This window comes from Pseudoselenomonas caprae (assembly GCF_008271345.1).
In the GTDB taxonomy this organism is placed as follows: Bacteria; Bacillota; Negativicutes; order Selenomonadales; family Selenomonadaceae; genus Selenomonas_A; species Selenomonas_A caprae.
In genome coordinates this window covers 42,367-57,354 of sequence record NZ_VTOZ01000007.1, presented here as the reverse complement: position 1 = coordinate 57,354, position 14,988 = coordinate 42,367, and the positions used below count along the sequence as shown (strand labels likewise).

At 51.4% G+C, this 14,988-nt stretch carries 15 protein-coding genes; 13 read left to right on the top strand and 2 right to left on the bottom strand.

Features of this window, described 5'->3' with window-relative positions; all coding sequences use genetic code 11:
• The first annotated feature begins 124 nt into the window (after positions 1–124).
• The 4 genes from FZ041_RS04770 (at position 125) to FZ041_RS04755 (ending at position 3,548) form a co-directional block, all read left to right on the top strand.
• A complete protein-coding gene (locus FZ041_RS04770; protein WP_255449248.1) occupies positions 125–1,495 on the top strand; it encodes an SGNH/GDSL hydrolase family protein in 1,371 nt (456 codons plus the stop codon).
• Positions 1,476–2,921 (top strand): hypothetical protein, encoded by a 1,446-nt coding sequence (locus FZ041_RS04765; protein WP_149188731.1) that lies wholly within the window; start codon positions 1,476–1,478, stop codon positions 2,919–2,921. Before FZ041_RS04770 ends, FZ041_RS04765 begins: the two co-directional genes overlap by 20 nt.
• 68 nt (positions 2,922–2,989) lie before the next feature.
• Positions 2,990–3,178 carry a carbon storage regulator gene (locus FZ041_RS04760; RefSeq protein ID WP_149188730.1) on the top strand — a complete coding sequence of 63 codons (189 nt, stop codon included), beginning with the start codon at positions 2,990–2,992 and terminating at the stop codon, positions 3,176–3,178.
• The gene (locus FZ041_RS04755) at positions 3,168–3,548 is read left to right on the top strand and encodes a hypothetical protein (protein WP_149188729.1); all 381 of its coding nucleotides are present in this window, start codon (positions 3,168–3,170) and stop codon (positions 3,546–3,548) included. The genes FZ041_RS04760 and FZ041_RS04755 overlap by 11 nt, the downstream gene beginning before the upstream one ends.
• Before the next feature lie 36 nt (positions 3,549–3,584).
• Here FZ041_RS04755 and FZ041_RS04750 read toward each other — a convergent pair whose 3' ends face one another.
• Positions 3,585–3,926, bottom strand: coding sequence for a hypothetical protein (locus tag FZ041_RS04750; RefSeq protein ID WP_255449247.1), 342 nt, complete (start codon positions 3,924–3,926; stop codon positions 3,585–3,587).
• A gap of 120 nt (positions 3,927–4,046) precedes the next feature.
• On the opposite strand from FZ041_RS04750, the gene udk reads away from it, so the two are divergent.
• Positions 4,047–4,670: a uridine kinase gene (gene udk / locus FZ041_RS04745; RefSeq protein ID WP_149188728.1), complete on the top strand. Its 624-nt coding sequence runs from the start codon at positions 4,047–4,049 to the stop codon at positions 4,668–4,670.
• 93 nt (positions 4,671–4,763) lie between these two features.
• Here udk and FZ041_RS04740 read toward each other — a convergent pair whose 3' ends face one another.
• A complete protein-coding gene (locus FZ041_RS04740; RefSeq protein ID WP_149188727.1) occupies positions 4,764–5,939 on the bottom strand; it encodes a PucR family transcriptional regulator in 1,176 nt (391 codons plus the stop codon).
• A 294-nt stretch (positions 5,940–6,233) separates the two neighbouring features.
• Between FZ041_RS04740 and FZ041_RS04735 the strand changes: the two genes are divergently transcribed.
• The 8 genes from FZ041_RS04735 (at position 6,234) to FZ041_RS04700 (ending at position 14,972) form a co-directional block, all read left to right on the top strand.
• Positions 6,234–7,304, top strand: coding sequence for a pyridoxal phosphate-dependent aminotransferase (locus tag FZ041_RS04735; protein WP_149188726.1), 1,071 nt, complete (start codon positions 6,234–6,236; stop codon positions 7,302–7,304).
• A gap of 17 nt (positions 7,305–7,321) precedes the next feature.
• Positions 7,322–8,296, top strand: a complete 975-nt coding sequence (locus FZ041_RS04730) for an NAD(P)-dependent oxidoreductase (RefSeq protein ID WP_149188725.1) — start codon at positions 7,322–7,324, stop codon at positions 8,294–8,296.
• An 80-nt stretch (positions 8,297–8,376) separates the two neighbouring features.
• Complete coding sequence (locus tag FZ041_RS04725; protein ID WP_149188724.1) at positions 8,377–9,744, top strand: YjiH family protein; 1,368 nt, start codon at positions 8,377–8,379, stop codon at positions 9,742–9,744.
• A gap of 24 nt (positions 9,745–9,768) precedes the next feature.
• The gene (locus tag FZ041_RS04720) at positions 9,769–11,424 is read left to right on the top strand and encodes a M20/M25/M40 family metallo-hydrolase (protein WP_149188723.1); all 1,656 of its coding nucleotides are present in this window, start codon (positions 9,769–9,771) and stop codon (positions 11,422–11,424) included.
• A gap of 28 nt (positions 11,425–11,452) precedes the next feature.
• Positions 11,453–12,286, top strand: coding sequence for a dimethylarginine dimethylaminohydrolase family protein (locus FZ041_RS04715; protein ID WP_149188722.1), 834 nt, complete (start codon positions 11,453–11,455; stop codon positions 12,284–12,286).
• Positions 12,287–12,290: 4 nt separating this feature from the next.
• The gene (locus tag FZ041_RS04710; protein WP_149188721.1) at positions 12,291–13,208 is read left to right on the top strand and encodes an AEC family transporter; all 918 of its coding nucleotides are present in this window, start codon (positions 12,291–12,293) and stop codon (positions 13,206–13,208) included.
• 178 nt (positions 13,209–13,386) lie between these two features.
• Positions 13,387–13,644, top strand: coding sequence for a hypothetical protein (locus FZ041_RS04705; RefSeq protein ID WP_149188720.1), 258 nt, complete (start codon positions 13,387–13,389; stop codon positions 13,642–13,644).
• Positions 13,645–13,820: 176 nt separating this feature from the next.
• The gene (locus tag FZ041_RS04700) at positions 13,821–14,972 is read left to right on the top strand and encodes an MFS transporter (protein ID WP_149188719.1); all 1,152 of its coding nucleotides are present in this window, start codon (positions 13,821–13,823) and stop codon (positions 14,970–14,972) included.
• Positions 14,973–14,988 lie beyond the last annotated feature (16 nt).

Here is a 14,988-nt window from a genome sequence, read left to right as displayed (position 1 = left end):
ATATACGAAAACTGCGGAGGCGTCACGTTGGGAAGTATGTGCGAAAAGGCAGAAAAAGGTATATAATGATAGAGATAGTATCTTAGATTGAAAGTGAGGTGCGGCGATGGAATGGCTGCGCAGTATGATAAAAAGAAAAGTGGTTTGGCTGGCGCTGACCATGGTAGTGGTCAGTCTGAGCTGCTTTTTGCTGATGGTCCAGCACGAGGCGCATTCGGGCTTGCTGCTGTCGCCGCCCTCTGAGCTCACGGCATCGAGCCGCGAGGAGCCGCTCTCCTATTCGCCGATGCTCTCGTGGAGCAAGGATACGGAGGCTGTTTATTACGAAGTGGAGTTCTTTGCCTCTAAGCCGCTGCTGCTGTCGGCGACCAGTGATTCGGAGGCGGCGATCTTCCGCAGCTATGCGATATTCCAGAATCACTACAATCCGCCGCTGCGGCAGTTCGCTGCCGGGTATTTAGGCAAGGAGCCGCTCTACTGGCGGGTGCGGGCCGTGGATTTCAATGGCAATCCCTGCACGCCCTTCAGTGAGCTGGCGGAGCTCTGGACGAGCGCTGAGGTTGCACCGCTGCAGGCGCCGGTGCCGTTGACGGATTACAACAACGGCAATGGGTCGGTACTGCTCTATCCGGTGTACCATTGGCTGCCCCTCAGCGAGGTCACCGGCGGCTACGAGGTGGAGATCTATGCGGGCAATCCCGCCAAGCCGGAGGAGGCACAGCTGCTGGATACGCTGCGCAGTGATGTGGCCGAGCTTTACGATCCGAATCCGCGGTATAGCGACCGGGATCTCTACTGGCGGGTGCGGGGCCTGGATCAGGAGGGCGAGGCGGTCACGCAGTGGTCGCAGCCGAGCCGGTTCCGCACGGCCCCCTCGGACGATTGGCAGGTGGCGGTGCTCGGCGACAGCATCTCCCATGGCGGCGGTCATTATTCGTATGGGCCGGAGGACTTTGAGTTCAGCTGGCTCAGAAGTCTTGGCTTTGCCGCCATCAACCTGTCGGAGTCGGGGGATACGGTGCAGATGACCCTCAGCCGCTTTGAACGTGACGTGCTGCCCTTCCATCCGCAGTATCTGCTGATCCTGACAGGGTCCAACAGCCTGCGGGCAGGCGAGGAGCCGGATGTGGTCATTTCGTGCCTGCAGGAGATGCAGCGCCGCTGCCGGGAACATGGGATCCGGCCCATACTGCTGACACTGCCGGCCATCAATCCGGACAACATCCAGCATGTGTTCAAGGAAGAGACTGTACCGGATTGGTACAACCGTTTTGCACGGGTGAACTCGTTCATCCGCACGCAGGTGCATATCGATGTCGCTGCTGCCTTTGAATGCCCCGAGCGGGTGCTGCCCACAGTCTATGCGATGGATGGCCTGCACCCCGATGTGATGGGCAAGCGTCTGATGGGCAGGGCGGTCAGTGCCGCCTGGCCCAAGGCAAAGGCACAGGCAGATAAAGAATGGGAGAAGCATCATGTACGCGAGAATCCGTGATTACTGTAAGGCCCATCCCCGCCTTTGGCAAGGCTTTTTGCTGGGGGTGGTGATATTTTTGCTCGGGGCTCTGCTGGTGCTGGAGCTTCTTAGCCGTGGCGCGGCGATGATTTTCAATCATGAGATGCAGAATCAGGACATGCTCAAGGGAACGATAACCGCCGACAGGATTCTGGCGGATTTGACCGGTCATGTGGTGTTCGAGCATCTGGTCTGGAAAAATACTGAGGGGCAGACCATCCTGGAAGTTCCCTCGGGGAGCCTCCAGGTGCGTCCCTGGGACATCGTGACGAAAAATGTCAAGGCTACGACGCTGCAGGCAGTCACGTTGAACGATGCGCAGGTTTCTGTTTATCTGTCCGATGATATGCAGGTAGACTTCGTGCGGCAATCGCGGGCCATGAATAAGATCGAGGATGAGGATGACGGTGAGGACTGGCGTGACAAGGTCAGTCTGGCTGGCATGAGTGAACAAGAGCGGAAAGCCATTGGCGAGTGGCGGCGCAAACGGCAGGCAGCACGCCTGCATAAACGCTGGGACAACTTCAACCGGCAGGGCCGCAAGATCCATACGGTGCTGTCGCTTGACAATTGCCGCATGGAGGTATTCTTCAAGAATCGCCATTACCTGATGGATCATGTCGAACTCGAAGCCGATATCAATACTGCGGACAAAATGACAATCTGGCTAAAGACTGGCGGTTTTGGCGGCACGATGATAGGCAATGGCATCACGCTGGAAGGGGAGATCGATTTCCAGGCAGAAAAAGTGCCAGTTTGTGATCTGTATATGAAATTCATCGACGTCGATCCCTCCTCGCTGGATATGGGCATCAACATCCATGATAAGATGACGCTGGATACCCATCTGGAAGGGCCGCTGGCAAATCTTTCGGGAGAAGGTCATGTGCAGATGGATACGCTGCATATCCCAGGCCTTGACTTCACGCATGTGTTTGGTGATTTGTACTACGATGGCCAGTCGCTGCTGTTCAAGGATGTCCACGCCGATGTTTTTGGCGGAATCCTGCAGGCGGAAGGGACGTATGATCTTGATACGCGCTACTACATGCTGCAGGGTCATGGGAAAGATCTGCAGACTGTGCGGGGGCTGCCGGGCAGCAAGCTTTATTGCAGCGTCGATATGGATGTGAATGTGTATTCGCGTGGCAGCGCGCGTGAGACGACGGTCTGGGGCGCTTTCGAGTCGAAGCCTGGCTCTTATAAACTGCTGCCGTTTAACCGGCTGTCGGGAAAATTCACCAATGAGTACCGCAGCCTGACGTTTACGGATGTCGTGATGGAGCTGCCGGGCTTTACCGCGAAAACGGATTCCCTGAGCGTCAAGAATGGCCGCCTGGCATTTGCGCCCATCCGTCTCACCGATGCGCAGGGGCAGCCCCTTACCGTTATCGAGAAATATTGACAGGATTTGAAAAATGGTCTTTGTTTATGCTATCATAGGGATTGTTAGACGTAGAGGAGGACTGTGGTTTGCTGGTTTTGTCCAGAAAAGCAAAAGAAGAAATCATGATTGGTGACAAGATTATGTTGACAGTCATCAAAGTCGCAGCAGGCAAGATCAAGGTCGGAATCACGGCACCTGAGCATATCAAGGTGCACCGGCTGGACAACAAATTGGTGACGCAGCAGGAAAGTGGAGAGGATTCTCATGAAATTTGATACGCAAGCGGGCTATGCATTCATGCATCTTTATCTGAGCCTGCATCCTAAGAAATCGCCGGCATATGATCCGACGGAGGAGGGCTATATCTCTGATGTCGAGGAATCACGCCTGCATCATTTTGCCGAGTTCATTCGCTTCAACGAGCGCGTCCGCGCCCAGCAGCAGTCTCTGCGGGCGGAGACCGAGAGCCAGGGAGCTGGCTGGCAGGACTTCACGCAGCACTTCATGGAGAATGTCCACGGCGATATCGAGTTTGATGCCAAGGAGCTCGCCGCGGCCTTTGAGAAATTCAAGGCAGATGTGCATCGCATCTGCAGCCGTCCACATACGCAGCTGGAAATCGAGATTGCCAAGTCACTGGAGTGACAGAAAACAGCCCTTCGCAGAAGCGAAGGGCTGTTTTTATGATCTATTGTTGCGCCGCTGCTCGTGCAGTGCCGCACATTTTTCGACAATGAGGCGGACGACCCAGGAGGCTGGCCGGGTGGACTTGGTGTGGAACCACTGCTCCACGGTACGGCTCGGGGCGCCGAGCAGGCGCTCACAGTCCCGCGGAGTGATTCCCCAGAGCTCACGCATGAGCTTCATGGGTTCGTCGGCGCAGGCGATGCGGTCGAGCTCGACTGCCTTCTTGAGTTCCTGGACGTCGACGTCGAAGCCGGTCTGGCGCTGGAACCAGTTGGGAATGTCCTCACGGGTAACCTTGGGCATGAATGGCACTTCCTTTCTTGTTTTGCATTCCATATGTTTTATATTCGACGGCTTGGACGTGAATCCTCTTATTTTTCTTTTGCGTGCAGACAAAACGGCGTATTTATGGTAATATAGTGAAGATAAAATTTTGTAAGGAGATGCCCTCACACAATGAAAACCACGATTATCGGCATTGCCGGCGGCACGGGTTCCGGCAAATCGACGTTTACGAATCGCCTCAAGAAACATTTCGGTGATGATGTTACGGTAATCTATCACGACAATTATTACCGTCCGCATGATGACCTGTCCTTCCAGGAGCGTCAGCATATCAACTATGACCATCCGAAATCTTTGGAGACGGATCTGCTCATCGAGCAGCTGACAGAGCTGCGGCAGGGTCGCAGCGTCGAGTGTCCGGTCTATGATTTTGCCCAGCATACGCGCGCCAAAGAGACGACCATCATCAAGCCGAGCCGCGTCATCATCGTCGAGGGTATCCTGATCCTGCAGGATGAGCGCCTGCGTGACCTGTTCGACATCAAGATCTTTGTCGAGGCCGATGCCGACGAGCGCATCCTGCGCCGCGTGCTGCGCGACATCAACGAGCGCGGCCGTGATCTCGAGAACATCATCGAGCAGTACCTCGAAACCGTAAAGCCGATGCATTATCTCTATGTCGCACCGACGAAGAACGTAGCCGATATCGTCATCAACAGCGGCCTCAACAATGTCGCCTTTGATATCATCAAGACGAAAATCCAGGCCTTGTTAGCCGCAAACGAAAGCGAATAATCTTTGCCTCGAGGCTTAGTACTTACTCCTGCCAGCAGTCAGGAAACTGACCAGCTGGCGGTTTTTTTTATTGTTTCGATGGTACGCTGCAAATTATTTTTGACAGGTATGGATTAAATGATGCAGACGCAGCAAAAAGGAGATTTGTTCAAAAAAATCATCATTGCCTAATACAGGCGTTAACAGTTCCTGGGCTTTTTTTAAGCGGTAGCGGATGGTGTTGGGATGCTGATACAGGGATTTAGCTGTTTTAGAGATTTCACCATGGTGCTGAACATAGGCCATCAGAGTACTGAGCAGATTGGATTTGCTGCTTTGGTCATATTCCTGCAGGATTTGCAGGACCTGCTGCATCAGCTCTGTGGTGCTTTCGTTGCGGCTGGCTTCGAACAAGAGCCGGTGGAAGCCAAGTTTTTGGTAATGGGTGGTTTTTTCATGAGTCTGCAGACAGATATAGCAGGCATCGATGCTCTGTTGTATTGCCTCGGGCAGCGCTGTGCAGGTAGGTAGCGTATCGCTGACACCCAGGTAGAACGCATCGATGTTGATGTCGTAGCTCGATAGCAGTTTCTGGCTCAGCAGCCAGGCATCTTGGGCAAGATGTGCGTCATTGCCGGAGTATAACAGCAGCAGGCCGTTCTGATATTTTAGATAGGAGACATAGAAAAGATGGCTGGACCGGTATTGCTTATAAAGCAGGCGGTTCATACAGTTGGCAATTTCCCGGGGAGATCCGGGGTTCTTCTTGTCGATCAGATAAAAGGCTGTCACATAGGGGAGAAAGGACGGATTGATTTCCCGGGCAATTGCTTCAATGGTATGCGTGGCAAGAGTGGGGGTAAGCAGGTCATGAATTTTCTCTTCAAAGAATAAGTGGCGCTGCTGGGTTTTCATCAGATCGTTGAAGTTGATGATAATATCTTCCATGAAGGCATGGTTGAACAGGAACAGAGGGATTCCCTCCGCTTCGGCAAAGTCCAGGACTTCTGCAGGGAGATCTTGAAAAAAAACAGTCTTGATGGCAATGGCTGTGATGTTCCTGGCTGCAAGTTTCTGGAAGCTCTTCAGGATCAGTTCCGGTTCATCTTTGGCAAAAAATAAAGAAGTAAGCACCAGATCTTCGGAATTGAACACATCGAAATTCTTGTTGCACCATTCATATTCCAGGATGTCAACATTACGGACTTCCCGGTATAAGCCTGTGGCACCGGCAATCAGTTTAAAATTCTTGAATATGGGAAGTTTCAATAGTTCGTTCAAATGCAGCATAATGTATTCTCCCTTGTGACAGATTGGTGTTCCTTACAGACATCATAGTATGATTTGGTGAAAGTTACAATGTTTTTGTCTAATTATGCTAAGTTTTTCATTTTGTGAGAAAAAATCGCAAGTTTTTTGGTGAAATGTACATAGATTTCGCTGCGATTCTCTTCTATACTGAAGGCATAGCAAAAAAACAAATATAAAGCAGAGCTGCTTATCCCGCCAGTCAATCCTTGTGACTGGTGGATAGGCAGCTTTTTTTGTGAGAAATGCTGGAACAACAGAAAGAAGGAGTAAATCATGAGTAGATTCATCAGTAAGCGATATGAGCATATGGAACCTTATATCCCCGGAGAACAGCCGAAGGATCGGAAGTACATCAAGCTAAATGCCAATGAAACGTCTTGTCCGCCAGCACCGGAAGTACTGGAGGTACTTCGCAGCAAGCGCATGCAGGGGCTGGGACGGTATACGGATCCATCTTCGCGGGAATTGAAGCAGGCATTGGCAGAGGTTCACAAGGTCAAGACGACAGAGATTCTGACAGGTAATGGCTCGGATGAGATACTGGGACTGATATTTTTGACATTTTTTGAGAGTGCAGCGATCTGCTATCCGGATATTACTTATGGCTTTTATGAGACGCTGGGCAAGTGCTTTGCGATTGACTGTAGGAAGATGAAGCTGAATCCGGATTTTACGGTGGATGTAGAGGCTTATGTGAATACAGACCGTCATGTGATTCTGGCAAATCCCAATGCTCCCACGGGGTATGTGCTGCCTGTCCGAGAAATCGAACGGATTGTGGCGGCCAATCCCCAGCGGTTGGTAGTAATTGATGAAGCTTATGTAGATTATGGCAATGAAAGCTGCGTCCCGCTGATTCATAAATATGACAATCTGCTGGTGGTGCAGACCATGTCGAAATCCTATAACCTGGCCGGTGCCCATGTGGGCTATTGTTTTGGTTCCGAAACACTGATCCGGGATCTGGATGGAGTGAGGTCAGCCTTTAATCCCTTCAATCTCAGCGACATCAGCATGGCTGTAGCAGCGGCGGCAGTCAAGAACCAGGATTACCTGAAAGCCTCAGTTGCCCGGACTATGGCAGCTCGGGATTATGCCATTACCGAGTTACGGAAGCTGGAGTTCTACGTGATGGAATCTCATGCGAATTTTATCTTTGTGACCCATCCTTTGCTGACGGCTGAGGAATATAACCAGAACCTGCGGGCGTATGGAATCCTGGCTCGTCATTATAAGAATCCGGAACGGATCAGGAATTTCCTGCGCATCACAGTCGGTACGATGAAGGAAATGCAGGCGGTAATTGCGGCTACTCGTCAGATCCTGCTGAAGATGGCTGCCTAAGGCCGAGAGGTATACAGATGAAGATTTTGTTTTGTGATTATCCACAGGAGATGGAGCAGGATTTCTCCTGGCAGCAGCAGCGCTTGCAGGAACAAGTACCTGGAGCACAGATACGGCTGGCAGCTTACCGGTCACAAGAACAGCTGCTGCAGGAGCTGCAACATATAAAAATCCTGCAGACGGCATTTATTCCTATGACAAGGGAAGTATTTGCAGGGGCGCCGGAGTTGCAGATGATTTCTGTCAATGCAGCTGGTTATGGCAATATTGATTTGCAGGCTGCGAGAGATTTTGGCGTTACGGTGACGAATGTATCCGATTACTGTTCAGAGGAGGTGGCAGAACATACCATGGCATTGTTGCTGGCGCTGGCCCGTCATTTGAAAGCCTATGATATGCAGGTCGTCCGGCAGCATAGCTGGAAATTCCAGGCAGAAAACAATTTGCACCGCCTATCGGGACGCTGCCTTGCCTTATTCGGCTGGGGGCATATCAGCCGTCGGGTGGCAGCTTTGGCCCGTGCCTTTGGACTGAAAGTGGCAGTGGTATCTCGGCATTTGACAGCAGAAGAAGCAGCGGTTCATCATGTGGTGCGGATGCGGGGCTGGGAGGCCCTGGAGTGTGCGGACATCCTGGTCAATCATATGCAGGAAGCACCTTCGAATTATCACTATTTCAATCGTGAGTTATTCTGCCGGATGAAGCGGGCGCCTATTTTTATCAACATGGGGCGGGGGAGCGCGGTAGCAGAGGCGGATTTGGCGGAGGCACTGGATAGGCATTGGTTGTCGGCAGCCGGCCTTGATGTGCTGGCTGCCGAAGAGCCGGATTTGACCTGTTGTCCGTTGTTGGGGCGGGATAATGTTATCTTGACGCCCCATGCAGCCTTCTTTTCGGAGGAGTCCGTACAGGAACTGGCAGCCCGTTCCGTTCAGCATATGGTGGATTTTGTTCATGGACATAGAGACAGGCTGCATGATTTAGCAGGATGAGAAAATAAGGAAGGAAAGCAACGATGCTTATGGCTGGAAGAGGCCAGGTATCGTTGCTTTTTTAGAAAGAAGGTATATTTATGGAACGGACTTTGGATTTGCATATGGAAGGAAAACACGGCAGCTATGCTTGGAGCAGGATTTTGAAATTCCTGTGTTGTTCCGGCTTTGGTTGTTTTATGTTCTTGTTCCCGTTAGAGGCGGATGCAGGTGGGTTCAATACGACGCTCAGTATTCTGACAGATTTTATCGACAAGAGCATCCAGGCGAATGTTCCTTGGCTGCTGACCGCCATTGTGGCAATATCGGCTGGCAGTGCTCTTCTGGGAATCTTCTGGAAGCCAGCAGCGCTTTGCCGTATTCCCTGGCTGGCTGAGCTGGTCTTTGTTTCAAAACCTTATGTGCTGACCCGGCTCATATCCCTGGCTGTAACCTTATCGGTAGTCCTCGGTGCAGGACCAGAGATAATCCGCAGTGAAGATGTGGGCGGCAGTATGGTAAATCTCTCCCAGACACTGATTGCCATTGCCTTGGCGCTGAGTTTTGTGCTGCCGTTTCTGACTGATTGCGGCATCATGGAATTTTTGGGAATCCTGTTGAAGCCGCTGATCCGTCCGCTGTTCCGGGTGCCAGGCCGTGCTTCGGTGGATTTGATTGCCTCCTGGCTGGCTTCGTCCAATACGGCAGTCCTTATTACGAGCAATCAGTATCACAGCGGTTTTTATAGCAAACGAGAAGCGGCTTCTATTATGACGAATTTTTCATTAGTGTCGATTCCTTTCTGCATGGTGGTAGCGGAAACTTTGCAAGTAACAGAATATTTTTTGTTGCTATATAGTGCCGTTACGGCCGTTGGCCTGTTTTTAGCAGTAATCGGCGTTCGCATCCGTCCGCTGTCAGCCATCCCTGACAGTTACTGCGGCGAGAAACGCATCAATGAAGAGGTCCCCTTGGATGCAGCTTTATTCAGATGGGCCTGGTCTGCAGCTTTGGCACGTGCCGGCCAGTTTCATCTTACGGATGCAATATATGCTGGCAGCAAGATGACGGTGGGCATTTTGCTGGATTTGATTCCTATTGTCATTGCCTGGGGGACGATAGGAACGCTGCTGGTCAATGAGACTCCCCTCATGCAGTGGATTTCCTATCCCATGGGGGCATATATGAGCCTGCTCGGAATTGAAGGAGCATTTGAGGTGGCTCCGGCTTCACTGGTGGGTTTTATCGATATGTTTATCCCCGCTTTGATTACCAGCCCGGATCTGCCAGTGGGCACCCGCTTTATTGTAGCTGGTCTGTCCTTGGTCCAGATCATTTATCTGACGGAGGTGGGCAGTATTATTGTCAAGGCTGGCGTAGGGCTGGATTTCAAGCGCTTGTTCCTTATCTTTCTTGAACGTACACTGTTGGCGCTTCCATTGCTGACGCTGGTTTCATATCTTTTATGAGTGAAGAGGAGGATTGTGGTTATCATGGAATTCGATGTCAATCTTGCGGGCAGGATGGAAGAAATCACCAAGGCGTTTGTCGCTGTGAAAAGCGTCAACGGTACAGCCGGTGAAAAAGCTGCAGCAGATTTCGTAGAAGGATGGCTGCGCCGCATTCCGTATTTTGCAGCCCACCCGAAACAGGTTATCCGTCAGGAAATCAAGGGCGATAAGCTGCAGCGCAGCAATATCTTTGCCTGGGTTCATGGAAAGAAGCGGGAAAGCACAGATACCATCTTGTTGCATGGACATATGGACACCGTTGGCACGGAAGATTATGGCAAGCTGGAAGCCTATGCTGTCGATTGTGATAAACTGCTGGCAAAACTACTGCAGCTGGACCTGCCGTCCGGCTTGAGGGAAGAACTGGCAAGCGGTGACTGGCTGCCAGGCCGCGGTGCCTGTGACATGAAGAGCGGTGACGTGGTGTTTATGGTCCTGCTGGAGTATTTGAGCCAGCATTTGGAATGGTTCTCCGGTAATCTGTTGCTATCGATCAACCCTGTGGAAGAAAACCAGCATACGGGGATGCTCGCAGGGCTGTCCTTGTTGGTGAAGCTGCAGCAAGAACAGGGCTTCCATTACCTGTTTGCCATCAACAATGATTATATTTGTCCGCTATATGAAGGGGATACGCATCGGTATATCTATACGGGGGTCGTTGGCAAGCTGTTGCCCTGTTTCTATATCCGCGGGCATGAGACGCATGTGGGGCAGTGCTTTGAGGGAGTGGATGCCTCGGTGGCCATGGCGGAAATTGTAAGGGCACTGAACTACAATACGAACTACTGTGATGGTTACCAGGGGGAATTTACCCTGCCACCGTCGGTGCTGAAACTGAAGGATCTGAAAAACAGCTATAACGTTCAGACAGCGCAAGAGGCGTTTGCTTATTTTAATTATATGGTTCACAGCAAGTCCGCTGTCCAGATCCTGGCGGAAATGAAAGCGGTGGCGCAGAAGGCTTTGGACACTGTTACGACAAGAATCCAGGCGGGGGCAGCAGCCTATGCGGAGTTGTCCGGACAGGCAGCCTTGTCTGCTGGCTGCAGGCCAGTCCGCGTGTTAACTGCAGAAGAATTGACAGCGCTGATCAAGGAAAACGAGGCTGATATTGAGGAGACGCTGCAAGCACGGGCGGCCGAGCTGCAGGAGGATGGCATGGATCTGCGGATGATTTCGCTGGAACTAGTCCGGCTGCTGGTCCGCAAAGCGGATTTCTTAGGCCCGGTGGCGGTGGTATTCTTTGCGCCGCCTTATTGTCCTTTCAACACGCTGCGTCAGGAAAACGAAGGGGAACGCCGTTTGTATGAGCAGTTGGCCGGTATTGTGAATGATTTTGGCCAGGAAACTGGCGAAACTTATGAAATCAAGCAGTTCTTTCCGAGTCTTTCCGATAGCAGTTATTTGACGATTCAAGATGATGAAACTTCTGTTGCGTGTCTGCAGAAGAATATGCCGGCCATGGCAAAGCTTTACCCCCTACCGCTAGAATCCATCCGGGCTTTGCACATTCCGGCTTTGAATTATGGCTGCTATGGCAAAGATGCCCATAAATGGACGGAACGGGTATATAAGCCGTATTCCTTCCAAGTGCTGCCGCGGCTGCTATTGAAGACCTTTGCCGAATTTTTAGGATAAATCCCTTTGCGAAACAGGAGTGAGAACTATGTTTGTAAGAAATGGTACTGGTGTATTGAAGCGTGTGTTATTGTCCAGGCCGGAGTATTTGAAGGCTGCCCCCATCAATGAGATTGCCAAGAAGTGGGACTTAGAGCTTGATGTGGAAAAGATGATGCAGGAACATGAACTGCTTGTGAAGGCATATCATGAAAATGGCATTGCGACCGAGTTTCTGCCGGCTGCCGCCGCCCGCCCCAATTCTGTCTTTGCCCGGGATTTCGGTGGCTGTGTGAGGGAAGGGTATATTTTAGGCCGGTTCAAAGAATCCCTGCGGGATTTAGAGCACGTTGATTACAGAAAGAAAATGGCCGAGCAAGGGATTCCGGTGCTGGTGAAATGCGAGGAGGGACTGTTCGAAGGCGGAGACTTCATGTTCCTTGATGCGCATACCATTGCCTTGGGAATGTTTGCCCGCACGGATGCAAAAGGGTATGAAGAAATCCGCGCCGGTCTGCGTCCCTATGGCTATGAAGTCATCCCTGTACCTGGCAAGACGGAATATCTGCATCTTGATATGTGCTTCAATCTGGTGGATGATCATCTGGCTGTGGCATATGCGGATGGTTTGCCAGAGGAATTCCTGAAAAAATTGAAACAATTGGAGATTGAAATCATTCCTGTGGAGGAGGCGGCCATATTCCGTCATGGCTGCAACCTGCAGGCAATTGGCGATCATCGGGTATTTTCGTTGAAACAGAATGAAGCAGTCAATGAAGCGCTGGATAAGCGCGGCATGAAAGTCATAGAGCTGCCTATTACGGAAATCCTGAAGGCGGGAGGTGGTCCCCATTGCATGACTTTTCCGTTAGAAAGGATCTGATGGTATGGATTCATCATTGGCCAATGCTATGGGACAGCTGCTTTTTCTGCTGCTGTCAGGGTATATCCTGAAAAGAAAGGCCATACTGAGTTCGCAGGGCATTAAGGAAATATCTTCGCTGGCAGTCAATATCACTTGTCCCTTGCTTGTGATTGCTTCGGTATCGCAAATGCAAACGACCGATATGGCTATGATTCTGTCGTATATCGGTTTCGGGGCAGGAATCTATATCCTCTTGCCTGTACTGGCCTGGTTCTTTACGAAAAGACTGGGGGTGTGCTCCCGAGAGGCGGGCACCTATCAGTTCATGCTGATCTTCTCGAATACTTCATTGTTAGGTTTTCCTATTGTGCAGGCTATGTTTGGGATGGAAGCAGTTTTCTACACAGCGGTGCTGCATATTCCGTTTGATCTGCTGGTTTATTCCTATGGCATGTATCTGATGAACCAGCAGACCGTGTATAAGCGGTTTTGTTGGCAGAGATTGTGGAATCCGGGGCTGGTGCTGACCGTTTTCGCGCTGTTGCTTTATGTATTGCAATGGCATTTGCCACAAGTCTTAGCGGATGCTTGCTATCTGCTAGGCAATATCACAACGCCTTTGTCCATGCTGATTATCGGTGCATCCTTGCAGCAGATCCATATTCGGGAGCTTTTTCGGGAACGCCGCCTCTATTGGGTGGCGTTTCTACGATTGCTGGTGATTCCGGCAGGTGTTTATCTGTTGATGGTATGTTTTACGGATTTTGATTATGTGCTTGTCGGAATTGCAGTAATTACATTTGGGATGCCCGTTGGCTCCATGATCGTTATGCTGGCCAATGCTTTTGAAGCAAACATCAAATTATCCGTTGAATCGGTATCGTTGACAACAGCAATCTCCTTTGTTACCATCCCTTTTCTGAAATGGTGGCTCTTGTAGGGCAGAACTTGAAGCCGGCTGGGGGGAACAGTTCGTTTGCCAGCGAGAAAATCACGAATAGATGGTTGACAATTGCCGTAATTGTAGTATGAATACAGAATACTTCCTGTTAACCTATAAACATTATGATTGTAACGTTGTATACTATGCATAGGTCAAGGGAAAGGAAGGATTCTGTATGAAAAAGTGTTTGGGTGTTGTCATAGGTGCTGCTGTCTGGGGGGCGCTGCTGTATGTGCAGGGGACGCCGGTCATCGATGAGCAGATTGCTGAAGATGTGGTGCGGTCTGTGCATCCCGATACGGCGTTCTGCGAGACGGAGCGCATAGGGGCGGGGGATACGGAAAGTTTCCACGTGGCCTATGTCACTGCGGATATGCACCAGGGCGAGGTGACCTTTGCCAAGGATGGTCATGTCCTGCTGGCAGAAGAATAAAAAAGAATGAACGCTGACAGGAAAATGCGAAAGGCCGCCATCAGGCGGTCTTTTTTGTGTATGGGGAAAGTTTTTGACCAGTCAAGTTGACAAGTCAATTTTGACTGGTCAGCTTGACGTCTGGCAGGTGATGGCGGCGCGGCTGTCGAATCCTAACAGCGAAAGAAGGTGAGTCTATGGGAAAAACAGGGTTTTGGCAGCGCAACGATTTATCGCTGCTTTTTCTGCTATCGATTTTTATGAATGGCTTTGAGACAGGCGGTTATCAGGCGGCAATTCTCTATATCGGGCAGGAGTTTGATTTATCGATAGGCCAGCAGGGGATTCTGGCCTCGGTGCAGCTTTTTGCGACGATGATAGCGCCATTGCTTTTGGGGGCGCTGGCTGACCGCATCGGGAAAAAGATCATGCTGGTGCTCTTTACGGCGACACGGGTGCTGTCGGCAGCCGTCATCATGCTCGCGACGGAGTCGCTGCTGTTTGCCGTGGGCATTTTTACGCTTGGCTTTGCCTGCAGCATTGTCCAGTATGTCGCGATTGCCGGCATGCAGGATGCTTATCCGCTGACGCGCAACCGGCGCATGGGCTACATTACGGCGATGTTTGCGCTCGGGGCTGTGGCAGCGCCGCTGGCCGTAGGTATCTCTATGGGGGGGCCGGGCGGCTGGCGCAGTTTTTTCCTGCTGAGCGGGCTTATCTTCCTGCTGTTGACCGTTGGCCTTGTGCGTACGGAGTTTTCGCCGCGTGAACTGCTGGCGGTAGATGTGCAGGATGTCAGCAGCAAAGGCATGTATGGCAAAGGCGTGGCTTTCCTCTGCCTGATCATGTTCCTCTATGTTGGCGTTGAGAACGGCGTGTGCTTTTTCCTTAGTAATTTTATGCTGGATACGCTTGCTTCTGCCCGCGGCTATCTGGCGTTATCGTTGTTTTGGCTCGCGATGATTCCGTCGCGGTTTCTTTGTGGCCTGTTTGCCAAACATCGCAGCCGGCTTATCTATATTGCCCCGCTGGGGGCGGCATTGATGCTGGCGCTGCTGACTGTGGCGCAGAGCGAGCTTATGGCCTTTGTGGTAGTCTTTGCGCTCGGCTTTTTCTGTGGCGGCGTCTATCCGAACGTGCTTACCTATGTGGCTGACTTTGCCGGCGGCCGTACGGCGACAGTGACAGCTGCCATTACGGTGGCAACGGGCGTCGGTGCGACGATCATTTCGGCGATTTTTGGCTTCCTGCATGCTGGCTTTGGGTTTACGGGGGCTTTCCTGATCCTGGCATTGCTCTTAGGCATGGATGGTCTTGTGGCCTGGTTTGTCCCGCGCTTGCGTCCGTGAGGACAGGTTTGCTATT

What these genes read in the sequence shown, in the direction of transcription:
- FZ041_RS04740 (WP_149188727.1), bottom strand. Translation starts at nt 5,939, where the DNA reads ATGCTGCATTTGAACGAACTATTGAAACTTCCCATATTCAAGAATTTT.
- FZ041_RS04700 (WP_149188719.1), top strand. Translation starts at nt 13,821, where the DNA reads ATGGGAAAAACAGGGTTTTGGCAGCGCAACGATTTATCGCTGCTTTTT.
- FZ041_RS04765 (WP_149188731.1), top strand. Translation starts at nt 1,476, where the DNA reads ATGTACGCGAGAATCCGTGATTACTGTAAGGCCCATCCCCGCCTTTGG.
- FZ041_RS04725 (WP_149188724.1), top strand. Translation starts at nt 8,377, where the DNA reads ATGGAACGGACTTTGGATTTGCATATGGAAGGAAAACACGGCAGCTAT.
- FZ041_RS04715 (WP_149188722.1), top strand. Translation starts at nt 11,453, where the DNA reads ATGTTTGTAAGAAATGGTACTGGTGTATTGAAGCGTGTGTTATTGTCC.
- FZ041_RS04770 (WP_255449248.1), top strand. Translation starts at nt 125, where the DNA reads ATGATAAAAAGAAAAGTGGTTTGGCTGGCGCTGACCATGGTAGTGGTC.
- FZ041_RS04710 (WP_149188721.1), top strand. Translation starts at nt 12,291, where the DNA reads ATGGATTCATCATTGGCCAATGCTATGGGACAGCTGCTTTTTCTGCTG.
- FZ041_RS04735 (WP_149188726.1), top strand. Translation starts at nt 6,234, where the DNA reads ATGAGTAGATTCATCAGTAAGCGATATGAGCATATGGAACCTTATATC.
- FZ041_RS04750 (WP_255449247.1), bottom strand. Translation starts at nt 3,926, where the DNA reads ATGGAATGCAAAACAAGAAAGGAAGTGCCATTCATGCCCAAGGTTACC.
- FZ041_RS04705 (WP_149188720.1), top strand. Translation starts at nt 13,387, where the DNA reads ATGAAAAAGTGTTTGGGTGTTGTCATAGGTGCTGCTGTCTGGGGGGCG.
- udk (WP_149188728.1), top strand. Translation starts at nt 4,047, where the DNA reads ATGAAAACCACGATTATCGGCATTGCCGGCGGCACGGGTTCCGGCAAA.
- FZ041_RS04720 (WP_149188723.1), top strand. Translation starts at nt 9,769, where the DNA reads ATGGAATTCGATGTCAATCTTGCGGGCAGGATGGAAGAAATCACCAAG.
- FZ041_RS04730 (WP_149188725.1), top strand. Translation starts at nt 7,322, where the DNA reads ATGAAGATTTTGTTTTGTGATTATCCACAGGAGATGGAGCAGGATTTC.
- FZ041_RS04755 (WP_149188729.1), top strand. Translation starts at nt 3,168, where the DNA reads ATGAAATTTGATACGCAAGCGGGCTATGCATTCATGCATCTTTATCTG.